This is a genomic window from Mesorhizobium sp. RCAM 06353 (assembly GCF_059683585.1).
Window position 1 is genome coordinate 5,404,438 of sequence record NZ_CM185031.1, and the last position, 18,200, is coordinate 5,422,637.

At 64.2% G+C, this 18,200-nt stretch carries 17 protein-coding genes; 1 reads left to right on the forward strand and 16 read right to left on the reverse strand.

The features are described from left to right. Positions 1-40: 40 nt before the first annotated feature. The 15 genes from AC56QX_RS26300 to AC56QX_RS26370 all read right to left on the reverse strand — a co-directional run bounded on the left by AC56QX_RS26300 (position 41) and on the right by AC56QX_RS26370 (position 15,518). Positions 41-2,182, reverse strand: coding sequence for a sodium-translocating pyrophosphatase (locus AC56QX_RS26300; protein WP_497111387.1), 2,142 nt, complete (start codon positions 2,180-2,182; stop codon positions 41-43). Positions 2,183-2,446: 264 nt separating this feature from the next. Next, entirely contained in the window at positions 2,447-3,196 is a 750-nt protein-coding gene (locus AC56QX_RS26305) for an ABC transporter permease (protein WP_497111388.1), read from the reverse strand. After that, positions 3,193-4,131 carry an ABC transporter ATP-binding protein gene (locus AC56QX_RS26310; protein WP_497111389.1) on the reverse strand — a complete coding sequence of 313 codons (939 nt, stop codon included), beginning with the start codon at positions 4,129-4,131 and terminating at the stop codon, positions 3,193-3,195. The genes AC56QX_RS26305 and AC56QX_RS26310 overlap by 4 nt, the downstream gene beginning before the upstream one ends. After that, entirely contained in the window at positions 4,128-5,291 is a 1,164-nt protein-coding gene (locus tag AC56QX_RS26315) for an ABC transporter permease (protein ID WP_497111390.1), read from the reverse strand. Before AC56QX_RS26315 ends, AC56QX_RS26310 begins: the two co-directional genes overlap by 4 nt. A 246-nt stretch (positions 5,292-5,537) precedes the next feature. Next, positions 5,538-6,449: a glycine betaine ABC transporter substrate-binding protein OsmF gene (gene osmF / locus AC56QX_RS26320; protein WP_497111391.1), complete on the reverse strand. Its 912-nt coding sequence runs from the start codon at positions 6,447-6,449 to the stop codon at positions 5,538-5,540. 180 nt (positions 6,450-6,629) lie between these two features. After that, entirely contained in the window at positions 6,630-7,847 is a 1,218-nt protein-coding gene (locus AC56QX_RS26325; protein ID WP_497111392.1) for an MFS transporter, read from the reverse strand. Further along, positions 7,844-8,344 (reverse strand): transcription antitermination factor NusB, encoded by a 501-nt coding sequence (gene nusB, locus AC56QX_RS26330; protein ID WP_497111393.1) that lies wholly within the window; start codon positions 8,342-8,344, stop codon positions 7,844-7,846. The genes AC56QX_RS26325 and nusB overlap by 4 nt, the downstream gene beginning before the upstream one ends. Continuing rightward, positions 8,341-8,835 carry a 6,7-dimethyl-8-ribityllumazine synthase gene (gene ribH, locus AC56QX_RS26335; RefSeq protein ID WP_027042316.1) on the reverse strand — a complete coding sequence of 165 codons (495 nt, stop codon included), beginning with the start codon at positions 8,833-8,835 and terminating at the stop codon, positions 8,341-8,343. The genes nusB and ribH overlap by 4 nt, the downstream gene beginning before the upstream one ends. A 109-nt stretch (positions 8,836-8,944) precedes the next feature. Further along, positions 8,945-9,562 carry a riboflavin synthase gene (locus tag AC56QX_RS26340; RefSeq protein ID WP_497111394.1) on the reverse strand — a complete coding sequence of 206 codons (618 nt, stop codon included), beginning with the start codon at positions 9,560-9,562 and terminating at the stop codon, positions 8,945-8,947. A 68-nt stretch (positions 9,563-9,630) separates the two neighbouring features. Continuing rightward, the gene (ribD, locus tag AC56QX_RS26345; protein ID WP_497111395.1) at positions 9,631-10,761 is read right to left on the reverse strand and encodes a bifunctional diaminohydroxyphosphoribosylaminopyrimidine deaminase/5-amino-6-(5-phosphoribosylamino)uracil reductase RibD; all 1,131 of its coding nucleotides are present in this window, start codon (positions 10,759-10,761) and stop codon (positions 9,631-9,633) included. A 2-nt stretch (positions 10,762-10,763) separates the two neighbouring features. Next, on the reverse strand, positions 10,764-11,246 hold the full coding sequence (gene nrdR, locus AC56QX_RS26350) for a transcriptional regulator NrdR (protein WP_477221159.1): 483 nt from the start codon (positions 11,244-11,246) through the stop codon (positions 10,764-10,766). 80 nt (positions 11,247-11,326) lie between these two features. Beyond that, positions 11,327-11,656 carry a GlpM family protein gene (locus AC56QX_RS26355; protein WP_497111396.1) on the reverse strand — a complete coding sequence of 110 codons (330 nt, stop codon included), beginning with the start codon at positions 11,654-11,656 and terminating at the stop codon, positions 11,327-11,329. 32 nt (positions 11,657-11,688) lie between these two features. Continuing rightward, positions 11,689-12,267, reverse strand: coding sequence for an invasion associated locus B family protein (locus tag AC56QX_RS26360; protein ID WP_497117902.1), 579 nt, complete (start codon positions 12,265-12,267; stop codon positions 11,689-11,691). Between the two features lie 100 nt (positions 12,268-12,367). Next, entirely contained in the window at positions 12,368-13,681 is a 1,314-nt protein-coding gene (glyA, locus tag AC56QX_RS26365) for a serine hydroxymethyltransferase (protein ID WP_497111397.1), read from the reverse strand. Positions 13,682-13,874: 193 nt separating this feature from the next. Continuing rightward, on the reverse strand, positions 13,875-15,518 hold the full coding sequence (locus AC56QX_RS26370; protein WP_497111398.1) for a Na+/H+ antiporter: 1,644 nt from the start codon (positions 15,516-15,518) through the stop codon (positions 13,875-13,877). Between the two features lie 404 nt (positions 15,519-15,922). Between AC56QX_RS26370 and AC56QX_RS26375 the strand changes: the two genes are divergently transcribed. After that, positions 15,923-16,648, forward strand: a complete 726-nt coding sequence (locus tag AC56QX_RS26375) for a helix-turn-helix transcriptional regulator (RefSeq protein WP_497111399.1) — start codon at positions 15,923-15,925, stop codon at positions 16,646-16,648. A 60-nt stretch (positions 16,649-16,708) separates the two neighbouring features. Here AC56QX_RS26375 and AC56QX_RS26380 read toward each other — a convergent pair whose 3' ends face one another. Beyond that, positions 16,709-17,962, reverse strand: a complete 1,254-nt coding sequence (locus tag AC56QX_RS26380; protein WP_497111400.1) for a L,D-transpeptidase family protein — start codon at positions 17,960-17,962, stop codon at positions 16,709-16,711. Positions 17,963-18,200 lie beyond the last annotated feature (238 nt).

Below are 18,200 nucleotides of genomic sequence, written 5' to 3' on the forward strand. Positions count from 1 at the left end.
GGGGATCGCTCCCTGCGGGCTTTGTTTTTCGACCGCTCTCTCAGCCGTGCGCAAGCACGGCCAGCAGCAGGAGCGCCACGATGTTGGTGATCTTGATCGCCGGGTTGACCGCTGGACCAGCCGTGTCCTTGTAGGGATCGCCCACCGTGTCGCCGGTCACCGAAGCCTTGTGCGCCTCGGAGCCCTTCAGGTGCTTGACGCCGTCCTTGTCGACGAAACCGTCCTCGAACGACTTTTTCGCGTTGTCCCAGGCGCCGCCGCCCGAGGTCATCGAGATGGCGACGAACAGTCCGTTGACGATGACGCCGAGCAGCGAGGCGCCGAGGGCCGCGAAGGCCGAGGCCTTCGACCCCGAGATCAACAGCACGCCGAAATAGACGACGAGCGGCGCCAGCACCGGCAGCAGCGACGGGATGATCATTTCCCGGATCGCCGCCTTGGTGAGAAGGTCGACCGCACGCGCATAGTTCGGCTTGGAGGTACCGGCCATGATGCCCGGATCCTCGCGGAACTGCTTGCGCACCTCCTCGACAATGGCGCCCGCCGCGCGGCCGACGGCCGTCATGGCGATGCCGCCGAACAGATACGGGATCAGGCCGCCGAAGATCAGGCCGGCGACGACGTAGGGGTTGGAGAGATCAAAGGAGATCTCGCCCATGCCCTGGAAGTAGGGATATTTGTCGCCATTGGCGGCAAAGAACTTCAGGTCGTTCGAGTAGGCGGCGAACAGCACCAACGCGCCGAGACCGGCCGAGCCGATGGCATAGCCCTTGGTCACCGCCTTGGTGGTGTTGCCGACCGCGTCGAGCGCGTCGGTGGAGTGGCGCACTTCCTTGGGCAGGCCGGCCATTTCGGCAATGCCGCCAGCATTGTCGGTAACCGGGCCGAAGGCGTCGAGCGCAACGATCATGCCGGCGAGGCCGAGCATGGTGGTCACCGCGATCGCCGTGCCGAAAAGGCCGGCGAGCTGGTAGGTCGAGATGATGCCGCCGACGATGACGATGGCCGGCAGTGCCGTCGATTCCAGCGAGACCGCAAGGCCCTGGATGACGTTGGTGCCGTGGCCGGTCACCGAGGCCTGGGCGATCGAATTGACCGGACGCTTGTTGGTGCCGGTGTAGTACTCGGTGATCACCACGATGAGGCCGGTCACCACGAGGCCGACCAGGCCGCAGATGAACAGGTTCTTGCCGGTGATGATCATGCCGGCAACGGTGCCAACCTCACCCCAGCCGACCGTAGCAGAGGTGGCGACGGCGAGGCCGACGATCGACAGCAGGCCGGTGACGATCAGGCCCTTGTAGAGCGCGCCCATGATCGAGCCGTTCGAGCCGAGCTTGACGAAGAAGGTGCCGACGATCGAGGTCAGGATGCAGGCGCCGCAGATGGCGAGCGGATACAGCATCGCAGTCTGCAGAACCGCGGTACCGCCAAAGAAGATGGCGCCGAGCACCATGGTGGCGACGACCGTCACCGCATAGGTCTCGAACAGGTCGGCGGCCATTCCGGCGCAGTCGCCGACATTGTCGCCGACATTGTCGGCGATGGTGGCCGGGTTGCGCGGATCGTCTTCCGGGATACCGGCTTCGACCTTGCCGACCAGATCGCCGCCGACGTCGGCGCCCTTGGTGAAGATGCCGCCGCCGAGACGAGCGAAGATCGAGATCAGCGAGGCGCCGAAACCGAGCGAGACCAGCGAGTCGATAACGATGCGATCATTAGGCTGCAGGCCCATCGGACCGGTCAGGATCAGGAAGTAGATCGAGACGCCGAGCAGCGCCAGGCCAGCCACCAGCATGCCGGTGATGGCGCCCGACTTGAAGGCGATGTCGAGACCGGCGGCGAGGCTGTTGGAGGCCGCCTGTGCGGTGCGCACATTGGCCCGCACCGAAACGTGCATGCCGATGAAGCCGGCGGCGCCCGACAGGACAGCGCCGATCAGGAAGCCGATTGCGGCGGTGATGGAAAGCAGCCACCAGGCGAGCACGAGCACGACCACGCCGACGATGGCGATGGTGGTGTACTGGCGCGCCAGATAGGCTTGCGCGCCTTCGCGGATGGCGGCGGAGATTTCCTGCATGCGTGCATTGCCCTGATCGGCCGCGAGAACCGAACGTGTCGCCCAGATGGCGTAAAGGACAGAAAGCAAGCCGCAGGCGATGACGGCGTAAAGTATGGTCATTGCCGAATTTTCCTCGATTGCTGGCCCAAAAGAACCCCTCCCTGGGCCGTTGAGACAAAGACCGGAATCCGCGCACGGAATCCACCTCTTCGCATCGGTGTATGCGAAACAGGGCTCGGAACGTCAAGATATTGTTCGGTTTTTGCCCGGCTTTCGCCCAAAAGACAAAGGCCGCGCCGACCCCGCCGGCATGGTCCTTCATTTAGATCGATTGAAATGACGCGGGAGATCATGCCAACAAGACCACCAGCTCCCCCAAGGGGACTACTCCGCCTCGCGCCCCATCCGCCGCGCCGCGTAGCGCTCAACCGCCGACAGCCCGTCATAGATCAGCACGGCAAGGGCCGCCACGATCAGGCCGCCCTGCAGGATGAAGGCAAGATTGTTGGACAGCAGGCCGGCGATAATCACCTCGCCCAGCGTCTTGGCAGCCACGGTCGAGCCGATGGTCGCGGTGGCCAGGCTGATCACCACTGAGAGCCTGATACCGCCAAGGATGATCGGTGCGCTGAGCGGTAACTCGACCTTGGTGAGCCTTTGCCAGCCGGTCATGCCGGCGCCACGTGCAGCCTCCATCACATTGGCCGGCAGCGTCGTCAGCCCGGTCAGCGCGTTCTCGAAGATCGGCAGCAGGCCATAGAGAAACAGCGCGATCAGCGTCGGCCATTCGCCGAAGCCTACTGCCGGAACGGCAAGTGCCAGCACCGCCACCGGCGGAAAGGTCTGGCCAATGTTGACCAAGCTACGCGACAGCGGCAGGAATTCCGCTCCAGCGGGCCTCGTGACCAGGATGGCAAGCGCGACGGCAACGATGGTTGCAGCCACAGTGGCGATCAGCACGGTGCCCAGGTGCAACAGCGTCAAGGTCAGCAGGCTGCCCTGATTGTAGATCACCGGCGCATTGTTCTCTGTCAACGGTTTCAGCAACGGCTCGAACCAGCCGGGGTTGGTGAGGAAGGCGACGAGCAGCACTGCAAGGGCAAGTCGCAGCAGCGCCGGCAGCCAGACTTTCATGTCGGCCTCGCCGCGCGCTTGACCAGCCCGTCCACCGTGACCCGGCCGAGCGGCTTGCCGTCGGCGTCTTTTACCGGCAGCGCCGGCCGGCCCGACCACAACAGCTCGGCCAACGCGTCGCGCTGGCTGGCTTCGCCGGGAATCGCCTCGCCCTCGGCGGTGCCTTTCTCGACCGCGTCGCGAACACGTCCGAGCGACAGCAACCTGAAGGGTCTTTCGCTGGCGCCGACCAGGGTCTCGACGAAGCTGCTGGCCGGGTTTGCCAGGATCTCGGCGGGTTTGGCGTATTGCACGAGCTTGCCGGCATCCATCACCGCGATCTTGTCGCCCATATGCACGGCCTCTTCCATGTCGTGGGTGACAAGGATGATGGTGGTGCCGAAGCGCTTCTGGATCGCCAGCAGGTCTTCCTGCGCCTTGGTGCGGATGATCGGGTCGAGCGCGCCGAACGGTTCGTCCATCAATAGCACGTTGGGCTCGGCGGCGAGCGCGCGGGCGACGCCGACGCGCTGTTGCTGGCCGCCGGACAGTTCGTGCGGGTAGCGCGGCCCATAAGCTTGCGGATCGAGCTGGTAGAGCGTCATCAGCTCGTGGACGCGGGCGTTGATGCGGTCCCTGTCCCAGCCGAGCAGCACGGGCACGGTGGCGATGTTCTGCGCCACGGTGCGATGCGGAAACAGGCCGTGGCCCTGGATGGCATAGCCAATGCTGCGGCGCAGTTCGTAACCGGGCACGGAACGATTGTCGGCGCCGTCGAGCTTGACGATGCCTGATGTCGGCTCGACCAGCCGGTTGATCATGCGCAGCAGCGTCGTCTTGCCCGAACCGGATGTGCCGACGATGACGCATACCGTGCGCGGCTCGATGACCATCGATACGTCGTCGACCACCGTTGTCGCGTCGTAAACCTTGGTAATGCCTTCGATCTCGATCATGCCGTTTCAACCCTGCGCTTTGTGGCAGTCATTTCGATCACCGCATCGAGGATGATGGCGGCAGCGAAGGCGAGCGCGACCGTCGGCACGGCGCCGAGCAGCACCAGATCCATCGCCGTCTGGCCGACACCCTGGAAGACGAACACGCCGAAGCCGCCGCCGCCGATAAGCGCTGCAATGGTGGCAAGGCCGATATTCTGCACCAGCACGATGCGGATGCCGGTGAGGATCACCGGGAAGGCCAGCGGAAACTCGACACCGAACAGGCGCTGACGGTTGGTCATGCCCATGCCGCGCGCCGCGTCATTGGCCGCACGCGGCACGCCGGCAAGGCCGACGACGGTGTTGGCTACAACCGGCAGCAGCGAATAGAGAAACAGGGCGACGAAGGCAGGTGCGGTGCCAATGCCGCGAATGCCGAGCGCAGCCGCCCCCGGCACATGCGTGGCGACCCAGCCGAGCGGCGCGATCAGCAGGCCGAACAGCGCGATCGACGGAATGGTCTGGATGATGTTGAGCACGTTGAGCACGCCGGCCCGCAGCCTTTCGACGCGGTGGCACAGGATGCCGAGCGGCAGGCCGACGATGACCGCGGCAGCCAGCGAACCGAGCGCCAGCGTCACATGCTTGGAGCCTTCGGCCCAGAAACTGTCGGCACGATTGAAATACTCTTTCAGGATCGACAGATTGTCCCAGCTTCCCGACATCAACAGCAGACCGATCGCCAAAGCCGCGACGAAAAGCACGCCAACTCGCGCCAGGGGCGACAGGTTCAGCCTTGTCAGCAGGTCGGCCAGCACAAGCGTGAAGGCAAAGATGAGAATCCAGAAACCGTAAGCCGGAGACACTCTGGCGAAGGTGTTGCCGGCCGGCGTCAAGAATGTGCCGGCGACGCCGATGAGGAGCGCCAGCGCTGCAAGCGCGACGACGCCGGCGGCGAGGCGCAGCACGAGCGGTGTCCTGAACAGCGCTATGAGCGCTGCGGCGACGATGATAGCGAGCAGCAACCATCCTGTGGTTGCCGGCAACGCCTCGAGAATCGAACGTGCCTGACCCGGAACGATGCGGTTGGCGCGGAACGTCGCAAAAGGGGCGAGGAACGCCGCATAGGCCGCGATCGCCGCGATGACCACGCCGAGCTTGTCGAAGCGGACGGTCATGAGGCGAGCCCGTGCCGAGCGGTGTGCGCTGTTGCAGGATTGAGAGTTTTGCGCGAGGCGCCCCCCTCTGGCCTGCCGGCCATCTCCCCCTCAAGGGGGAGATCAGATCTCGCAATGGCTTTCGCCAATTTCCAACGCCGGAGAAATAAGCGCTGCGCAGAAGCTGCCAATCTCCCCCGTGGAGGGGGAGATGTCCGGCAGGACAGAGGGGGTGCTTCGCACCAGCGTCACCTTTCGGTGCGCTGACTACTTCAGGAAGCCATTCTTCTTCAAAAAGTCCTCGGCGACGCCCTTGACCGGCTCGCCGCCGACCTGCACGCGGCCGTTCAGATCCTGCAGCGTGACGAGATCGAGCTTGGCGAAGACCGGCTTCAGCAGCGTCTCGATCTCCGGATGTTCCTTGAGCACGGATTCGCGGATGATCGGCGCCGGCTGGTAGACCGGCTGAACGCCCTTGTCGTCCTCAAGCACGACCAGGCCAGACGGCGCAATGCCGCCGTCGGTGCCGTAGACCATGGCGGCGTTGGCACCGCTGGTCTGATTGGCCGCCGCCGCAATGGTGGCCGCCGTGTCGCCACCGGAGAGCGTGATCAACTGCTCAGGCTTCAGCTTGAAGCCATAGGTGGTCTGGAAGGCCGGCAGGGCCGCCGCCGAATTGACGAACTCGGCAGAGGCCGCCAGCACCACCTGGCCGCCGCCGGCCACATACTTGCCGAAGTCGGAAAGCGTGGCGAGCTTGTTGGTATCAGTCACTTCCTTGCGCAGCGCGATCGCCCAGGTGTTGTTGGCCGGCGCCGGCGCCAGCCAGACGATCTTGTTGGCGTCATAGTCGAGCTTCTTGGCCGTTTCATAGGCCTTGGCGGCATCCTTCCAGACCGGGTCATCGGCCTTCTCGAAGAAGAAGGCGGCGTTGCCGGTGTATTCGGGATAGATGTCGATCTCGCCAGCGGTGATCGCCTTGCGCACCACCGGAGTGCCGCCGAGCTGGATGCGGTCGGTGGTCTTGATGTTGTTGGCGTTGAGAACGAGCTGGATGATGTTGCCGAGCACGCCGCCCTCGGTGTCGATCTTGGAGGAGACAACCACCTGAGCACTGGCGGAAGCCGCCGAGATGGCCAGCGCCAATGCCGCGCCGGCGAAAACCTTGACTGAAAACATTGTGAAAATCCCTTGCTGTGAACCGGAATGCGGTGGCCGCATATGAGCATGGCTTCAACGGCCAGTCGGGGCATACGGTTTCATAACAATCGGTACAGACGCAATAATTTTGTTTCGGCGCGGCAAATTCAGCCGAAGCAATCCTGACAACATCATGTCAGGTTAGCAGAGATTTGGGGATCAGGTGCTTGCCTTGCGCAGAGCCGTCATCTTGAGCGCGCCGAGTGCGACGAAGCACAGTACGGTGACCGGAAAGATCATCCAGTTCAGCATCTCCCAGCCGAAGGCGTTGTAGACCATGCCCGACAGCAGCGACGCACAGGCGACCGAGCCGAACAGGACGAAGTCGTGAAAACCCTGCACCTTGCCCTTTTCCGACGGCCGGTAGCTTGCCGCTACCATGGCGGTGGCGCCGATGAAGCTGAAATTCCAGCCAAGGCCGAGCAGGATCAGCGACGTCCAGAATTGCCACAGCGCAAGGCCCGACAGAGCGACAATGGCGCAGCCGATGAGCAAGATCAGGCCGGCGGCGACAATGCGCTCGGCGCCGAAGCGATGGATCAGCGAGCCGGTGAAGAAGCTCGGCGCGAACATCGCCATGACGTGCCAGGAGATGCCCAGCGTCGCATCATCCTCCGACAGGCCGCAGCCGACCATGGCCAGCGGCGCGCCGGTCATGACGAAGCTCATCAGCGCATAGCTGCCGACGGCACAAAACAGCGCCGCGACGAAGCGCGGCTTGGTGACGATTTCGGACAGCGGTCTGGCATCGCCTTCGGTAATGTCGACCTTGCTCACGGCCTTCGCCGGCAGGCGCAGAAACGACAGGATGATGGCGCCCACGGCTGCCAGCGGCAGGATGGAGACGAACGACCCGGCAAACATCACCGGCGCGAACAGTTCGCGGGTGAAGATGACGATCTGCGGCCCCAGAATAGCGGTGATGATGCCGCCGGCCAGCACGAAGGAGATGGCGCGCGCCTTGAACTCCGGCGGCGCATTGTCGGCGGCGGCAAAGCGGAACTGCTGGACGAAGGCACCACCGATGCCGATCACCAGCAGTGCGAACGCGAACAGCCAGAAACTGCCGTGGAAAAGCGCCAGCGTTGCAATCAGGCCGCCAAGCGCGGTGACGACGCTTCCGGTCATGAAGCCGCCGCGCTGGCCGAGCCAACGGATGATGGCCGCGGCCGGCAAGGCGCCGAGTGCGACGCCAAGGTTGAAGCCGGTGATCGGCGCCGTCGCCAGCGATTTGTCGGCACCGAGCAGGTATTGCCCGGCCAGTGCGCCCATGGAAATGGCGATGGGTGCCGCCGAGCCGATGATCGCCTGCGAGGCGGCGAGGATCAGCGCGGTGCGCCGCGCATCCCTGCCCGCCGCGACGGCGATGGCCGTCACGATGCGTCCTTGCCGCGCCCCTCGCCACGCACCCGGCGTGACACGCGGTCGAGCACGGCATTGACCAGCTTCGGCTCGTCTTCCTCGTAGAAGGCCTTGGCGATGTCGACATATTCCGAAACGATCACCGCCACCGGCACGTCTTCGCGCTTCATCAATTCATAGACGCCGGCGCGCATAATGGCGCGCAGCGTCGAATCGAGCCGAGACAGCGGCCAATCATCGGTCAGCGCCTGGCGGATGACCGGATCGATGGTCTTCTGGTTCTCGACGACGCCGGTCAGGATGGCGCGGAACCATTGGGCATCCGCCTCGCGGTAGAGCGCGCCGTCAACTTCCTTGCCAAGGCGAAACGCCTCATATTCGGCGGTGGTCTCGAAGACGCCGCTGCCGGCCACATCCATCTGATAGAGCGCCTGCACGGCCGCCAGACGGGCGGCGCCGCGCTTGTTGGCGTGGCGCACCGCGGGCTGTCCGGGCGAAGCGGGTTCGCTCACGATCGCGCTCCCAATTGTTCCTTGAGCGCGATCATGGTCAGCGCCGCACGCGCGGCAAAGCCGCCCTTGTCGCCTTCCGAGCGCTTGGCCCGCGTCCATGCCTGTGCGTCGTTCTCGGTGGTCAGGATGCCGTTGCCGATGCAGACCGAGTCCTGCACGGACAAGTCCATGAGTGCGCGGCTGGATTCATTGGCGACGATGTCGAAATGATAGGTGTCGCCGCGAACGACGGTGCCGAGCGCAACGAAGCCGTCGTAGTTGGTGCCGCCTTCCGCCGCGCCGTCCAGCGCGAAGGTGATCACGGCGGGAATTTCGAGCGAACCTGGAACGGTGACGACGTCGTAAGTCGCGCCCGCTTCATCGAGCGCGTTTGTCGCGCCGTCGAGCAGCGCGTCGGCAAGGTCGTCATGGAAGCGCGCTTCGACAATCAGCAGATGCGCCTTCGCCTTCGGACGAATGAAGGCTTTGCCGTGTTGGGATGTGCCTGCCATAAAAATCTCCGGGGGGTTGCCGGTGACTTAGGCCGAAGCCGGATTGATCGCAAGCGGAAGATTGCTGGAAGTACATGAGACGCCTTGGACCGGCCGGTCCGGCAGACTTCTAGAGCCCCTCTTTCGCCGCCTCCGCCAGCCGCGCGGCGTAGCGGGCCATGGTGTCGATCTCGAGATTGACGCGGTCGCCGGCCTTGCGCTCGCCCCAGGTGGTGACCGTCAGCGAGTGGTGGATCAGCAGCACGTCGAAGCGGGTGCCCTCGACCTTGTTGACGGTGAGCGAGGTGCCGTCGAGCGCGACGGAGCCTTTCGGCGCGATGAATTTTGCCAGATGGCGCGGCGCCTCCAGCGTGAAGCGCACCGCGTCGCCCTCATCCTTGCGCTCAACGATCTCGGCGGTGCCGTCGACATGGCCCGAAACGATGTGGCCGCCGAGTTCGTCGCCGATCTTCAGCGCCCGCTCGAGATTGACCTTGGTGCCGGATTTCCAGCTCGAGGCCGTGGTCAGCCGCAAGGCCTCTTCCCAAGCCTCGACCTCGAACCAGCGGGCGTTGGAGCCATGGTCAGGCAAAGCCGTGACTGTCAGGCAGACGCCGCCGCAGGAGATCGAGGCGCCAATGGCGATGGTCTCGGGATTGTAAGCGGTATCGATGCGCAAGCCGACGCCTTCGCTCAGTGGCTTGACGGCCGCGACGGTGCCGATATCGGTGACAATTCCGGTAAACATCGATGCTATCTTCCCGTTTTGACCATGACCTTGTCCGAAAACCGGGTCCCACTTTTCGGGATCATGGTCTAGAGGTCTCGTACCCACTCGGCGTAACTGTCTTCACCAAAGCGCATCTCGCGCAGCTTGCGAAAGCCTGCCGGGATATGGTCGGCGTCGATCGGCGATGCAATGCCGTCATCACCGATCGCTTCCGGTCCCTGGAACAGCACGATACGATCGACCAGCCCATCGGCCAGGAAGGCGCTGGCCACCTTGGCGCCGCCCTCGACCAGCACGCTTGCCATGCCGAGTGCCGCCAGATCCTCGAGCAATTCCGGCAATGCCACGCCGCCTTCATGCGTTTCGGTGCCGATGAAGCGCACGCCGGCGCGCTCGAGCGCCGCCCGGCGGTGCGGATCAGCCTCCAGGCAAGCGGCGACGTAGAGCGGCACGCGATCCACGCCCGAGGCCAGTTTCGAGGACTCCGGCAGCCTGATCTGCCGGTCAAGCACGATGCGGGCCGGCGATCGGTTCTCCAGCCCCGGCAGCCGCACCGTCAGCGCCGGGTCATCCTCCAGCGCCGTGCCGATGCCGACCAGGATGCCGTCAGCCTCGGCCCGCATCAGGTAGACTTCGCGGCGGGCGATATCGCCTGTTATCGCGACCTGGCCGGCGCCTTGCCTACCGATCTTGCCATCACTCGAAAGCGCAAGCTTCAGAATCACTTCCGGGCGCTTCCTGAGCGACCGAATGAGATAACCTGCCATCTGCTCGGCGGCTTCGCCGGCCAGCACCTTTTCGACCACCTCGATACCGGCGGCGCGCAGGATGGCATAGCCCTTGCCGGAGACGCGCGGATCGGGATCGCTGGCAGCCCCCACGACGCGCGCAATGCCGGCATTGACCAGCGCATTGGCGCAAGGCGGGGTGCGGCCGTGATGAGCGCAGGGCTCCAAAGTGACGTAAGCCGTAGCGCCCCGAGCGAGTTCGCCGGCCTCGGCCAACGCCTCGGTCTCGGCATGCGGTCGGCCGCCGACGGCGGTGACACCAGTGCCGACGATCATCGGCCCAGCGCCATCGTCGCGCACGATCACCGTGCCGACGGAAGGGTTGGTCGAGGTCCTGCCGGCATTGCGGCGCGACAGCCGCAGCGCGGCGGCCATGAAACGGCGATCAAGGGCTGCCTGTTCAGCCTCGCTGCGTTGCGATCCTGCCATGCTCAGCCGGCTTCCTCTTCATTGCTCTTGTCTTCGTCGCCCTTCAGTTCGCCCAGCAGTTCATGGAAGTCCTTGGCCTCGCGGAAATTGCGGTAGACCGAGGCAAAGCGCACATAGGCGACGTCGTCGAGCGATTTCAGCGCTTCCATGACCAGCTTGCCGACCTCGCCGGAAGCCACTTCCGTCTCACCGGAGCTTTCGAGCTGACGCACGATGCCGGTCACGGCGCGGTCGATGCGCTCGGGGTCGACATTGCGCTTGCGCACCGCGATCTCGACCGAGCGCAGCAGCTTGTCGCGGTCGAACGGCACTTTCCGGCCCGACTTCTTGACCACCACCAGATCACGCAACTGGACGCGCTCGAAGGTGGTGAAGCGGCCGCCGCAATCGGGGCAGACACGCCTTCTGCGGATCGCTGCGCCGTCCTCGGCGGGACGCGAATCCTTCACCTGCGTATCTTCGGACTGGCAATAGGGACAGCGCATGAAAAGCCTTGGGTTCGCGAGATCTGGTGAGGCGAAAGGCTTAGAGCCTTTCCGATCGGGATTGAAGCGGTTCCGTTTCTTCAGAGATAGCGAGGCGCGAGGAAGATTGCCAGCGCGGCCACCAGCCAGACGGCGATGCCGCCGGCGACAGCCAGGCGATAGTCAACCTTGTCGATGAACAACCAGCAGGCACCGAGGAAGGCAAGATAGGCGGGAATTGTCTTCATACCGGCAAGGCAGGCATCGCGAAAGCCGCCCGGATCACCCTTGGCGCCCACGGCGAGCAAGGCTATGATGGCAAAGGTCGGCGCCAGCGGCAGTATCCCAGGCAGCACATTGCCACTCTTGGACGCCCAGACGATCAGCGCCGTCACCAGCCCGCCGACCACGCCCTTCCAGACAATGTCCATCCGCGCCGCCTATGCCGATCCGGCCGTCCGCGTCACGGCGCGACGTCCTTGGTCGGAAAGCCGCAGGACGTTCCGAGGCTGCGGTAGGCCTTGGTGAAGCCATCCATCGGGATGCTGGCGACAACGTTCTTGCCGAAAGTCACATCGAGCGAGATGACCTGGCGCATGGCTCGCAGCAGGGCGAGACTGGTCTTGGCCTGATTGTCGACCGTCCAGCTCGGACGGCCGATGACGGCATCGTTGGAGTATACCGTCGTCGAAACCTTGACGCCGGGATCGCCGAACGTCGCCGCGATCTTCTTGCCGGTCGGCAGTTGCTTGTTGTCAACGGTAAGCATGATGGCCGGATAGGCATCAGGCGGCAGCGCATCGCCGGTCGAGATCGACAAGGTCAGCGTGCCCGAATTGCCGCTCGCATCGAAGAACGCCGTCGAAGCCGCACAGGTCTTGCTCGCATCCTGGCCGGTATCGAGCACATCGACGATGGTTGTCCATTTGCCGAAGGTGCTGGTGGCAGGCGTGTCCGGGGCGGGCTGGGTCTGCGCCAAAGCGGACCCGCAAACGGCCAGCCAGCCGACGACGCCGAGTGAGGCGGGACGAAAATTGCGCATCATCAAGTCTCCAGTTCCATGCGTCACCCGTTCAGGGGTGACGCACCGCCGGCGAATAAGAGATGACGCTTCGCGCCTGGTCAATCGAGATTAGGGACGGTCAACCGAGATAAGGATAGAGCGGAAAACGATCGGTCAGCGCCACGACCTTGGCCTTGACCGCCGCTTCGACCGCGGCATTGCCCTCGTCCGAATTGGCGACCTTGAGACCATCCAGCACTTCGGCGATCAGCTTGCCGATCTCGCGGAACTCGGCCCGGCCGAAGCCACGCGTGGTGCCGGCCGGCGTGCCGAGGCGCACGCCCGAGGTGACGAAGGGCTTTTCCGGGTCGAAGGGGATGCCGTTCTTGTTGCAGGTGATGTTGGCGCGGCCAAGGGCTGCCTCGGCGCGCTTGCCGGTGGCGTTCTTGGGGCGCAGATCAACCAGCATCAGATGGTTGTCGGTGCCGCCGGAGACGATGTCGAGGCCCGTCTCCTTGAGGCTCGAAGCCAGCGCCTTGGCATTGGCGGCCACACTCTCCGCATAGACCTTGAAGCTTGGCTTCAGCGCTTCGCCGAAGGCCACCGCCTTGGCGGCGATGACATGCATCAGCGGACCGCCCTGCAGGCCGGGGAACACGGCCGAGTTCATCTTCTTGGCGATGTCCTCGTCATTGCACAGGATCATGCCGCCGCGCGGGCCGCGCAGCGACTTGTGCGTGGTGGTCGTCACCACATGCGCGTGCGGCAGCGGCGACGGATGCACGCCGCCGGCGACGAGGCCCGCAATGTGCGCCATGTCGACCATCAGATAGGCGCCGACCGCATCGGCGATCTCGCGAAAGCGCTTCCAGTCCCAGATGCGCGAATAGGCGGTGCCGCCGGCCAGGATCAGCTTCGGCTTGGTCTCATGCGCGGTCTTCTCGATCGCGTCCATGTCGAGCAGATGGTCTTCCTTGCGCACGCCATAGGAGACGACCTTGAACCACTTGCCGCTCATGTTGACCGGCGAGCCGTGGGTGAGATGGCCACCGGAATTGAGGTCGAGGCCCATGAACGTGTCGCCGGGCTGCAGCAGCGCCAGGAACACCGCCTGGTTCATCTGGCTGCCGGAGTTCGGCTGGACGTTGGCGAAATTGCAGCCGAACAGCTTTTTCGCCCGTTCGATGGCCAATTCCTCCGCCACGTCGACGAACTGGCAGCCGCCATAGTAGCGCTTGCCCGGATAGCCCTCGGCATATTTGTTGGTCATGATCGACCCCTGCGCCTCGAGCACCGCGCGGGAAACGATGTTTTCCGAGGCGATCAGCTCGATCTCGTGGCGCTGGCGACCCAGCTCGTTGCGGATGGCGCCGAAAATCTCCGGATCGGCGTCTTCCAGCGTGGTTTCGAAGAAGGATTCGAATTTGTTCGACACTGCCGCTGCTGTTGCCATGGCCTGAAATCCTCGGTTCGGGGGCAATTTGCTTATGCATATCGTTGCCCCAAAACCGCTGCACAGCTTTGGGCGACATGCATTGCCGCGCCATTAACACAGTTGTTTTCGACCCGCCACGTTTGCAGCGCGAAATTTGCTGGCCGGTTTGCGGCAGAGCCTGCAAATCCACAGCCCCTGGGCATCGCCGATTCTATTTCCGCGCCTGCCTGCCGTTCAAAAGGGCCTCCGTCAGGGTGATCTCTGTGAACAGCGCTCGCGCCGTGTGATCATTGATCTCGCCGCGCTGAAGCATGGCGCGCACGGCAGTGCGTTCTGCCTCAATGCCGGCAAGTCGCATTTCGAGCTCCACCCGCCCGGCCTCGCGCGCCTCGGCTCTGGCTTCATCGGCCTCGTCGGAGGTGGCGATGCGGCGCCGGTAGCCGGCGACGATATTTTCGGCGGCGGCAAGTCTGGCGCTGGGCACCTCGCCGTCGTCGTCGCTGCTGCCCGCCATGCTCTCGATGCGAGCGATTGCCGCATTGGCTGCGCCGACACGCGCCCGGCGCTCCTCGGCAGCACCTGCATCCTCGCCCGGCTCGACCAGGCCTTGCGCAATCACCGGCAAGGCAAGGCTGGCGATCAGCAGGGAACAGATGATGACGCCGGCGGCGAGGAAGATGACCAGGTCCCGCGCGGGGAACGGCGAGCCGTCCCGCAGAGCCAGCGGTAGCGATAATATGCCGGCCAGCGTGATCGCGCCACGCACACCCGCCACCGATCCGGCGAGCCGCACGCGCAGGCCGAACGGCTCGGCTTCGCGCTTGCCGAGCCGCGCTGCAACCGTCGCCGCGATGTCGCCAACCCAGATCCAGACGAAGCGGAGCGCGATCAGGCAGAACGTCAGCGCCACCACGGTCAGCACCGGCTGGATGATCGGATAGTGGCCTGTGAGTTCCGGCGGCACCTTGCGGATGATTTCGGGTAGCTGCAGGCCGAGCACGATGAACAGCGCGCCGTTGAAGACGAAGGAAAACGTCGTCCACAAGGAGATCGTCTGCATGCGCGCCGAGACGCCGAGGAAGCGGAATATACCGGTGCTGCCGGTCAACAGACCGGCGGTCACCGCAGCCAGGATGCCCGAGGCCCCGAAATGCTCAGCGCCGAGATAGGCGACGAAGGGCAGCAGGATGGTGATCAGCACCTGCGCCTCGGCCGGCACGCCGCCGATGCGGTTCAAGAGTTGCAGCGCCTTGGCGGCGACGAACAAGGCCGCCACGCCGGCCAGGATGCCGACCGCCACGGCATAGAGGAAACTCAGCGAAGCGGCAGCAAAGGAAAAGCTGCCGGTCAACGCCGCCGCTACGGCAAAGCGGAACATGACCAGGCCCGACGCATCGTTGAGCAGCGACTCGCCTTCCAGAATGTGCATCAGCCGCGCCGGAACGACGTTCCTGTCGATGATCGAGGACACGGCCACCGCATCGGTCGGCGACAGCACCGCCGCGAGCGCGAAGGCAACGACTAGCGGAATGCTCGGCACCAGCCAGTGCAAGGCATAGCCGAAGCCGACGATGGTGAAGAAGACGAGGCCGATGGCAAGGTCGAGGATCGGCCCGCGCAGCGCAATCAACTCACGCTTGGGCGCGCCGAAAGCGTCGCTGAACAGCAGCGGCGGAATGAACACCAGCAGGAACAGTTCCGGATCGATCTCGACATGGATGCCGCCCACCGGCCAGGCGAGCGCGGCGCCTATAGCGATCTGCAGCACCGGCAGCGGCACCCGCACCAGCCGCACCAGCGCGCCGGAAACAGCTACGAAGACGAGGACGACGAGGATGAAGATGGCGGTTTGCATGGCTCGATTCCGGCTGTTTGCGGGACCATGCGCAATCATCGCCGTTGCGTCCAGACAGCGCTGGCGGAGCGATGGCCGAGAGGGACAGCAGACAGAGTGGCCAGCGGCTGCCTATGTCGGAAAAAGGCCGGCACCTGGCGTCAGCGCAAGGCTGCCTAGGGGCACCAGGTGGCCGGCCGCACGCCGGCCCCCCGGTCGACATGCGTATGCAGAGCGCCGATGCCCGAAGATCGGACGTGAATTCCGGAAGCCAACGCCGCCGCTTTTCTGGATACGCGAGCATAGCCCAGCATCAACCTCCCGATAGCGCGGGGTTGACAGATGGCTGTCACCGGCTGGCAGCCTTGCGGGTCATACTCGGCTGTGCGACGCTGCGTTACGGCTCACGAGCGGGGGTTCGATCGATGCTGTCACGGATCATGGCACATGCCGAACCGGCCTTGGCGTCGGCAACGGCCGAGGGCGCAAGCACCGCTTATTTTGCGGCGATGGAAACCTTCGGCGCTTCCTATCTGCAGACCCGCCTCTATCGAAGGCCGTCAGCAACGCTGACCTCCGCCAGCCATTGGGCGGCCGGCGGCTTCATCACGCGGCTGGCGCCGGCGAACTGGCCGGGCAGCCCGGCCTTCGACTATGTCTGCTTCGAGTGCAACCCGCTGCTCGGCGCTATCCGCGAAAGCCGCACGCGCTACCGCTTCTCTGATTTTGCCCCGCGCGACCGCGCTGAGTTCGGCGTCTATTGGGAGGCGCTCGGCGAGGCCGGGATCAACGACGCGCTGTGTTCCACCTCCTATGGCGCCGACGGCGCCATAGCCTCGCTGCATCTCGGCTTTCACGAACGCGACTTCACGGCCGACGAAAGCTTTGCCATCCAGATGGCCGGTCTCGTGCTGACGGAACGGCTGATGGTCCTGACGACGCCACCGCCCGCCGCAGCCGTTCGGCTGACGGTGCGCGAACGCGACAGCCTGGCGCTGGTGGCCGAAGGCAAAACGGATTGGGAAATCTCGGTTATTCTCGGCATTGCCGAAGCGACGGTGCGCTTCCATGTCGACAATGCCAGGCGCAAGCTCGGCGCCGTCAACCGCGCGCAAGCGGTGGCGCGGCTGGTCAATCAGCGGCTGATTTAACGCTCCCGCAAACAAAAAGGCCGCCCTTTGAGCGGCCTTTTCGCTAGAATTATCAGATGCTTAGAGCGAAGAAGTGATCTGCAGTTCGCTGGCGCCGTCCAACGCGTAGACGTCGTCGCGGAACTGCACGACGCCGGGTCCGGTCGACCAGGCCGAGAGATAGAGGAAGTGTACCGGCACCGGGTTGGTGACCTGGATCGGCGTGTTTTCGCCGGTCTTGATCGCCGCCTCGAAATGCTGGCGGTCCCAGCCGGGCGTGTCGCGCAGGATCCAGGTAACGAGGTCGCGCACGTTTTGGACGCGCACGCAGCCCGAGGAATCGAAGCGCAACATCTTGCCGAACAGGCTCTGCTGCGGCGTGTCGTGCATGTAGACGCCATCGGGGCTCGGGAAATTGATCTTGACCGACGCCATGGCGTTTTCCGAACCAGGATCCTGGCGGAACCGGTACTTGGCGGCGTCGTCGGTCGACCAGTCCACGTTCATCGGATCGACTTCGCTGCCATCCGGCGCGAACAGGCGAATGTGGCTGTTCTTGAGATAATTGGGATCCTTCCGCATCAGCGGAATGATGTCCTTGCGCACGATTGAGACCGGCGCGTTCCAGTACGGATTGACGATGATCTCGTTGATCTTGGAATTGACGATCGGGGTCTGGCGATCGATCTTGCCGACGATAGCCGTGTGGCGAAGCACGACGCGGTCGTTCTCGACAGCTTCGACCTGCGCCGCCGGAATGTCGACCAGCACATAGCGGTTGCCCAACGTGCCCGCCTTCTCCTTCAACCGTTGCAGATTGGTCTGCAACTGGCCGAGCCGGATTTGCGCCGAAACGTTCATCGCGGCGTAGGTATATTTGCCCATCGAGCCGTCAGCGGGCAGACCATGGCGCAACTGGAAGCGCTTGACCGCCGAGTCGACATAGGAATCGAAGGCCGTCGAAATGCCGGCGCTCTGCGACAGGTCGCCTGCAATCATCAGGCGCTTGCGCAGCGGCACCACATCCGGGTCATCGACGCCGAGTTGCAGTTTCTTGGTCGCGGGAACGTCTACCCAGCCACCCTGCCCGACGATGTTCTGATATTGCGCGACCGCCTGCTCCGTGAACGCAACGGTCTGCGGGCTGAAGATCGGTAGCGTCGAAGCCACCTTGCCGCCTTCGCTGGCGCGGGCGTCGAACTGGTCATCCCAATTGCCGCGGGCCGAGGATTTCAGGATATCCCCGATCACATCCTGCGCGTTCACACGGCCGGCCACCACGGCGGCAGCGAGCGCGGAGGCTCCGGAAAGGAAAAAACGGCGGCTGGTTCTCATGGACGTTCCAGACATAGGTAACGGTTCGATCACTTGCTGCGTCGATCATCGGGCGATCTCGCCCGCACTCTAAAATTGGCAATCTTAACAATTAGCCAACCATGGCCCGTATCACGTTGGCGAGAAACGCACGAGGCGCGATACGGTTGCGGGTGGACGCATGGTCTTCACGACAGCATCACTGCCACCCTCGGTTCCATTGGAATATGGCGGCAACGTGGCCTTGCGCCCAATTTGG

Excerpts from the sequence above, each read along its gene's own strand:
- AC56QX_RS26300 (WP_497111387.1), bottom strand. The coding sequence starts at position 2,182 with ATGACCATACTTTACGCCGTCATCGCCTGCGGCTTGCTTTCTGTCCTT.
- AC56QX_RS26305 (WP_497111388.1), bottom strand. The coding sequence starts at position 3,196 with ATGAAAGTCTGGCTGCCGGCGCTGCTGCGACTTGCCCTTGCAGTGCTG.
- AC56QX_RS26310 (WP_497111389.1), bottom strand. The coding sequence starts at position 4,131 with ATGATCGAGATCGAAGGCATTACCAAGGTTTACGACGCGACAACGGTG.
- AC56QX_RS26315 (WP_497111390.1), bottom strand. The coding sequence starts at position 5,291 with ATGACCGTCCGCTTCGACAAGCTCGGCGTGGTCATCGCGGCGATCGCG.
- osmF (WP_497111391.1), bottom strand. The coding sequence starts at position 6,449 with ATGTTTTCAGTCAAGGTTTTCGCCGGCGCGGCATTGGCGCTGGCCATC.
- ribH (WP_027042316.1), bottom strand. The coding sequence starts at position 8,835 with ATGGCAGGCACATCCCAACACGGCAAAGCCTTCATTCGTCCGAAGGCG.
- AC56QX_RS26340 (WP_497111394.1), bottom strand. The coding sequence starts at position 9,562 with ATGTTTACCGGAATTGTCACCGATATCGGCACCGTCGCGGCCGTCAAG.
- ribD (WP_497111395.1), bottom strand. The coding sequence starts at position 10,761 with ATGGCAGGATCGCAACGCAGCGAGGCTGAACAGGCAGCCCTTGATCGC.
- nrdR (WP_477221159.1), bottom strand. The coding sequence starts at position 11,246 with ATGCGCTGTCCCTATTGCCAGTCCGAAGATACGCAGGTGAAGGATTCG.
- AC56QX_RS26355 (WP_497111396.1), bottom strand. The coding sequence starts at position 11,656 with ATGGACATTGTCTGGAAGGGCGTGGTCGGCGGGCTGGTGACGGCGCTG.
- AC56QX_RS26360 (WP_497117902.1), bottom strand. The coding sequence starts at position 12,267 with ATGCGCAATTTTCGTCCCGCCTCACTCGGCGTCGTCGGCTGGCTGGCC.
- glyA (WP_497111397.1), bottom strand. The coding sequence starts at position 13,681 with ATGGCAACAGCAGCGGCAGTGTCGAACAAATTCGAATCCTTCTTCGAA.
- AC56QX_RS26370 (WP_497111398.1), bottom strand. The coding sequence starts at position 15,518 with ATGCAAACCGCCATCTTCATCCTCGTCGTCCTCGTCTTCGTAGCTGTT.
- AC56QX_RS26375 (WP_497111399.1), top strand. The coding sequence starts at position 15,923 with ATGCTGTCACGGATCATGGCACATGCCGAACCGGCCTTGGCGTCGGCA.
- AC56QX_RS26380 (WP_497111400.1), bottom strand. The coding sequence starts at position 17,962 with ATGAGAACCAGCCGCCGTTTTTTCCTTTCCGGAGCCTCCGCGCTCGCT.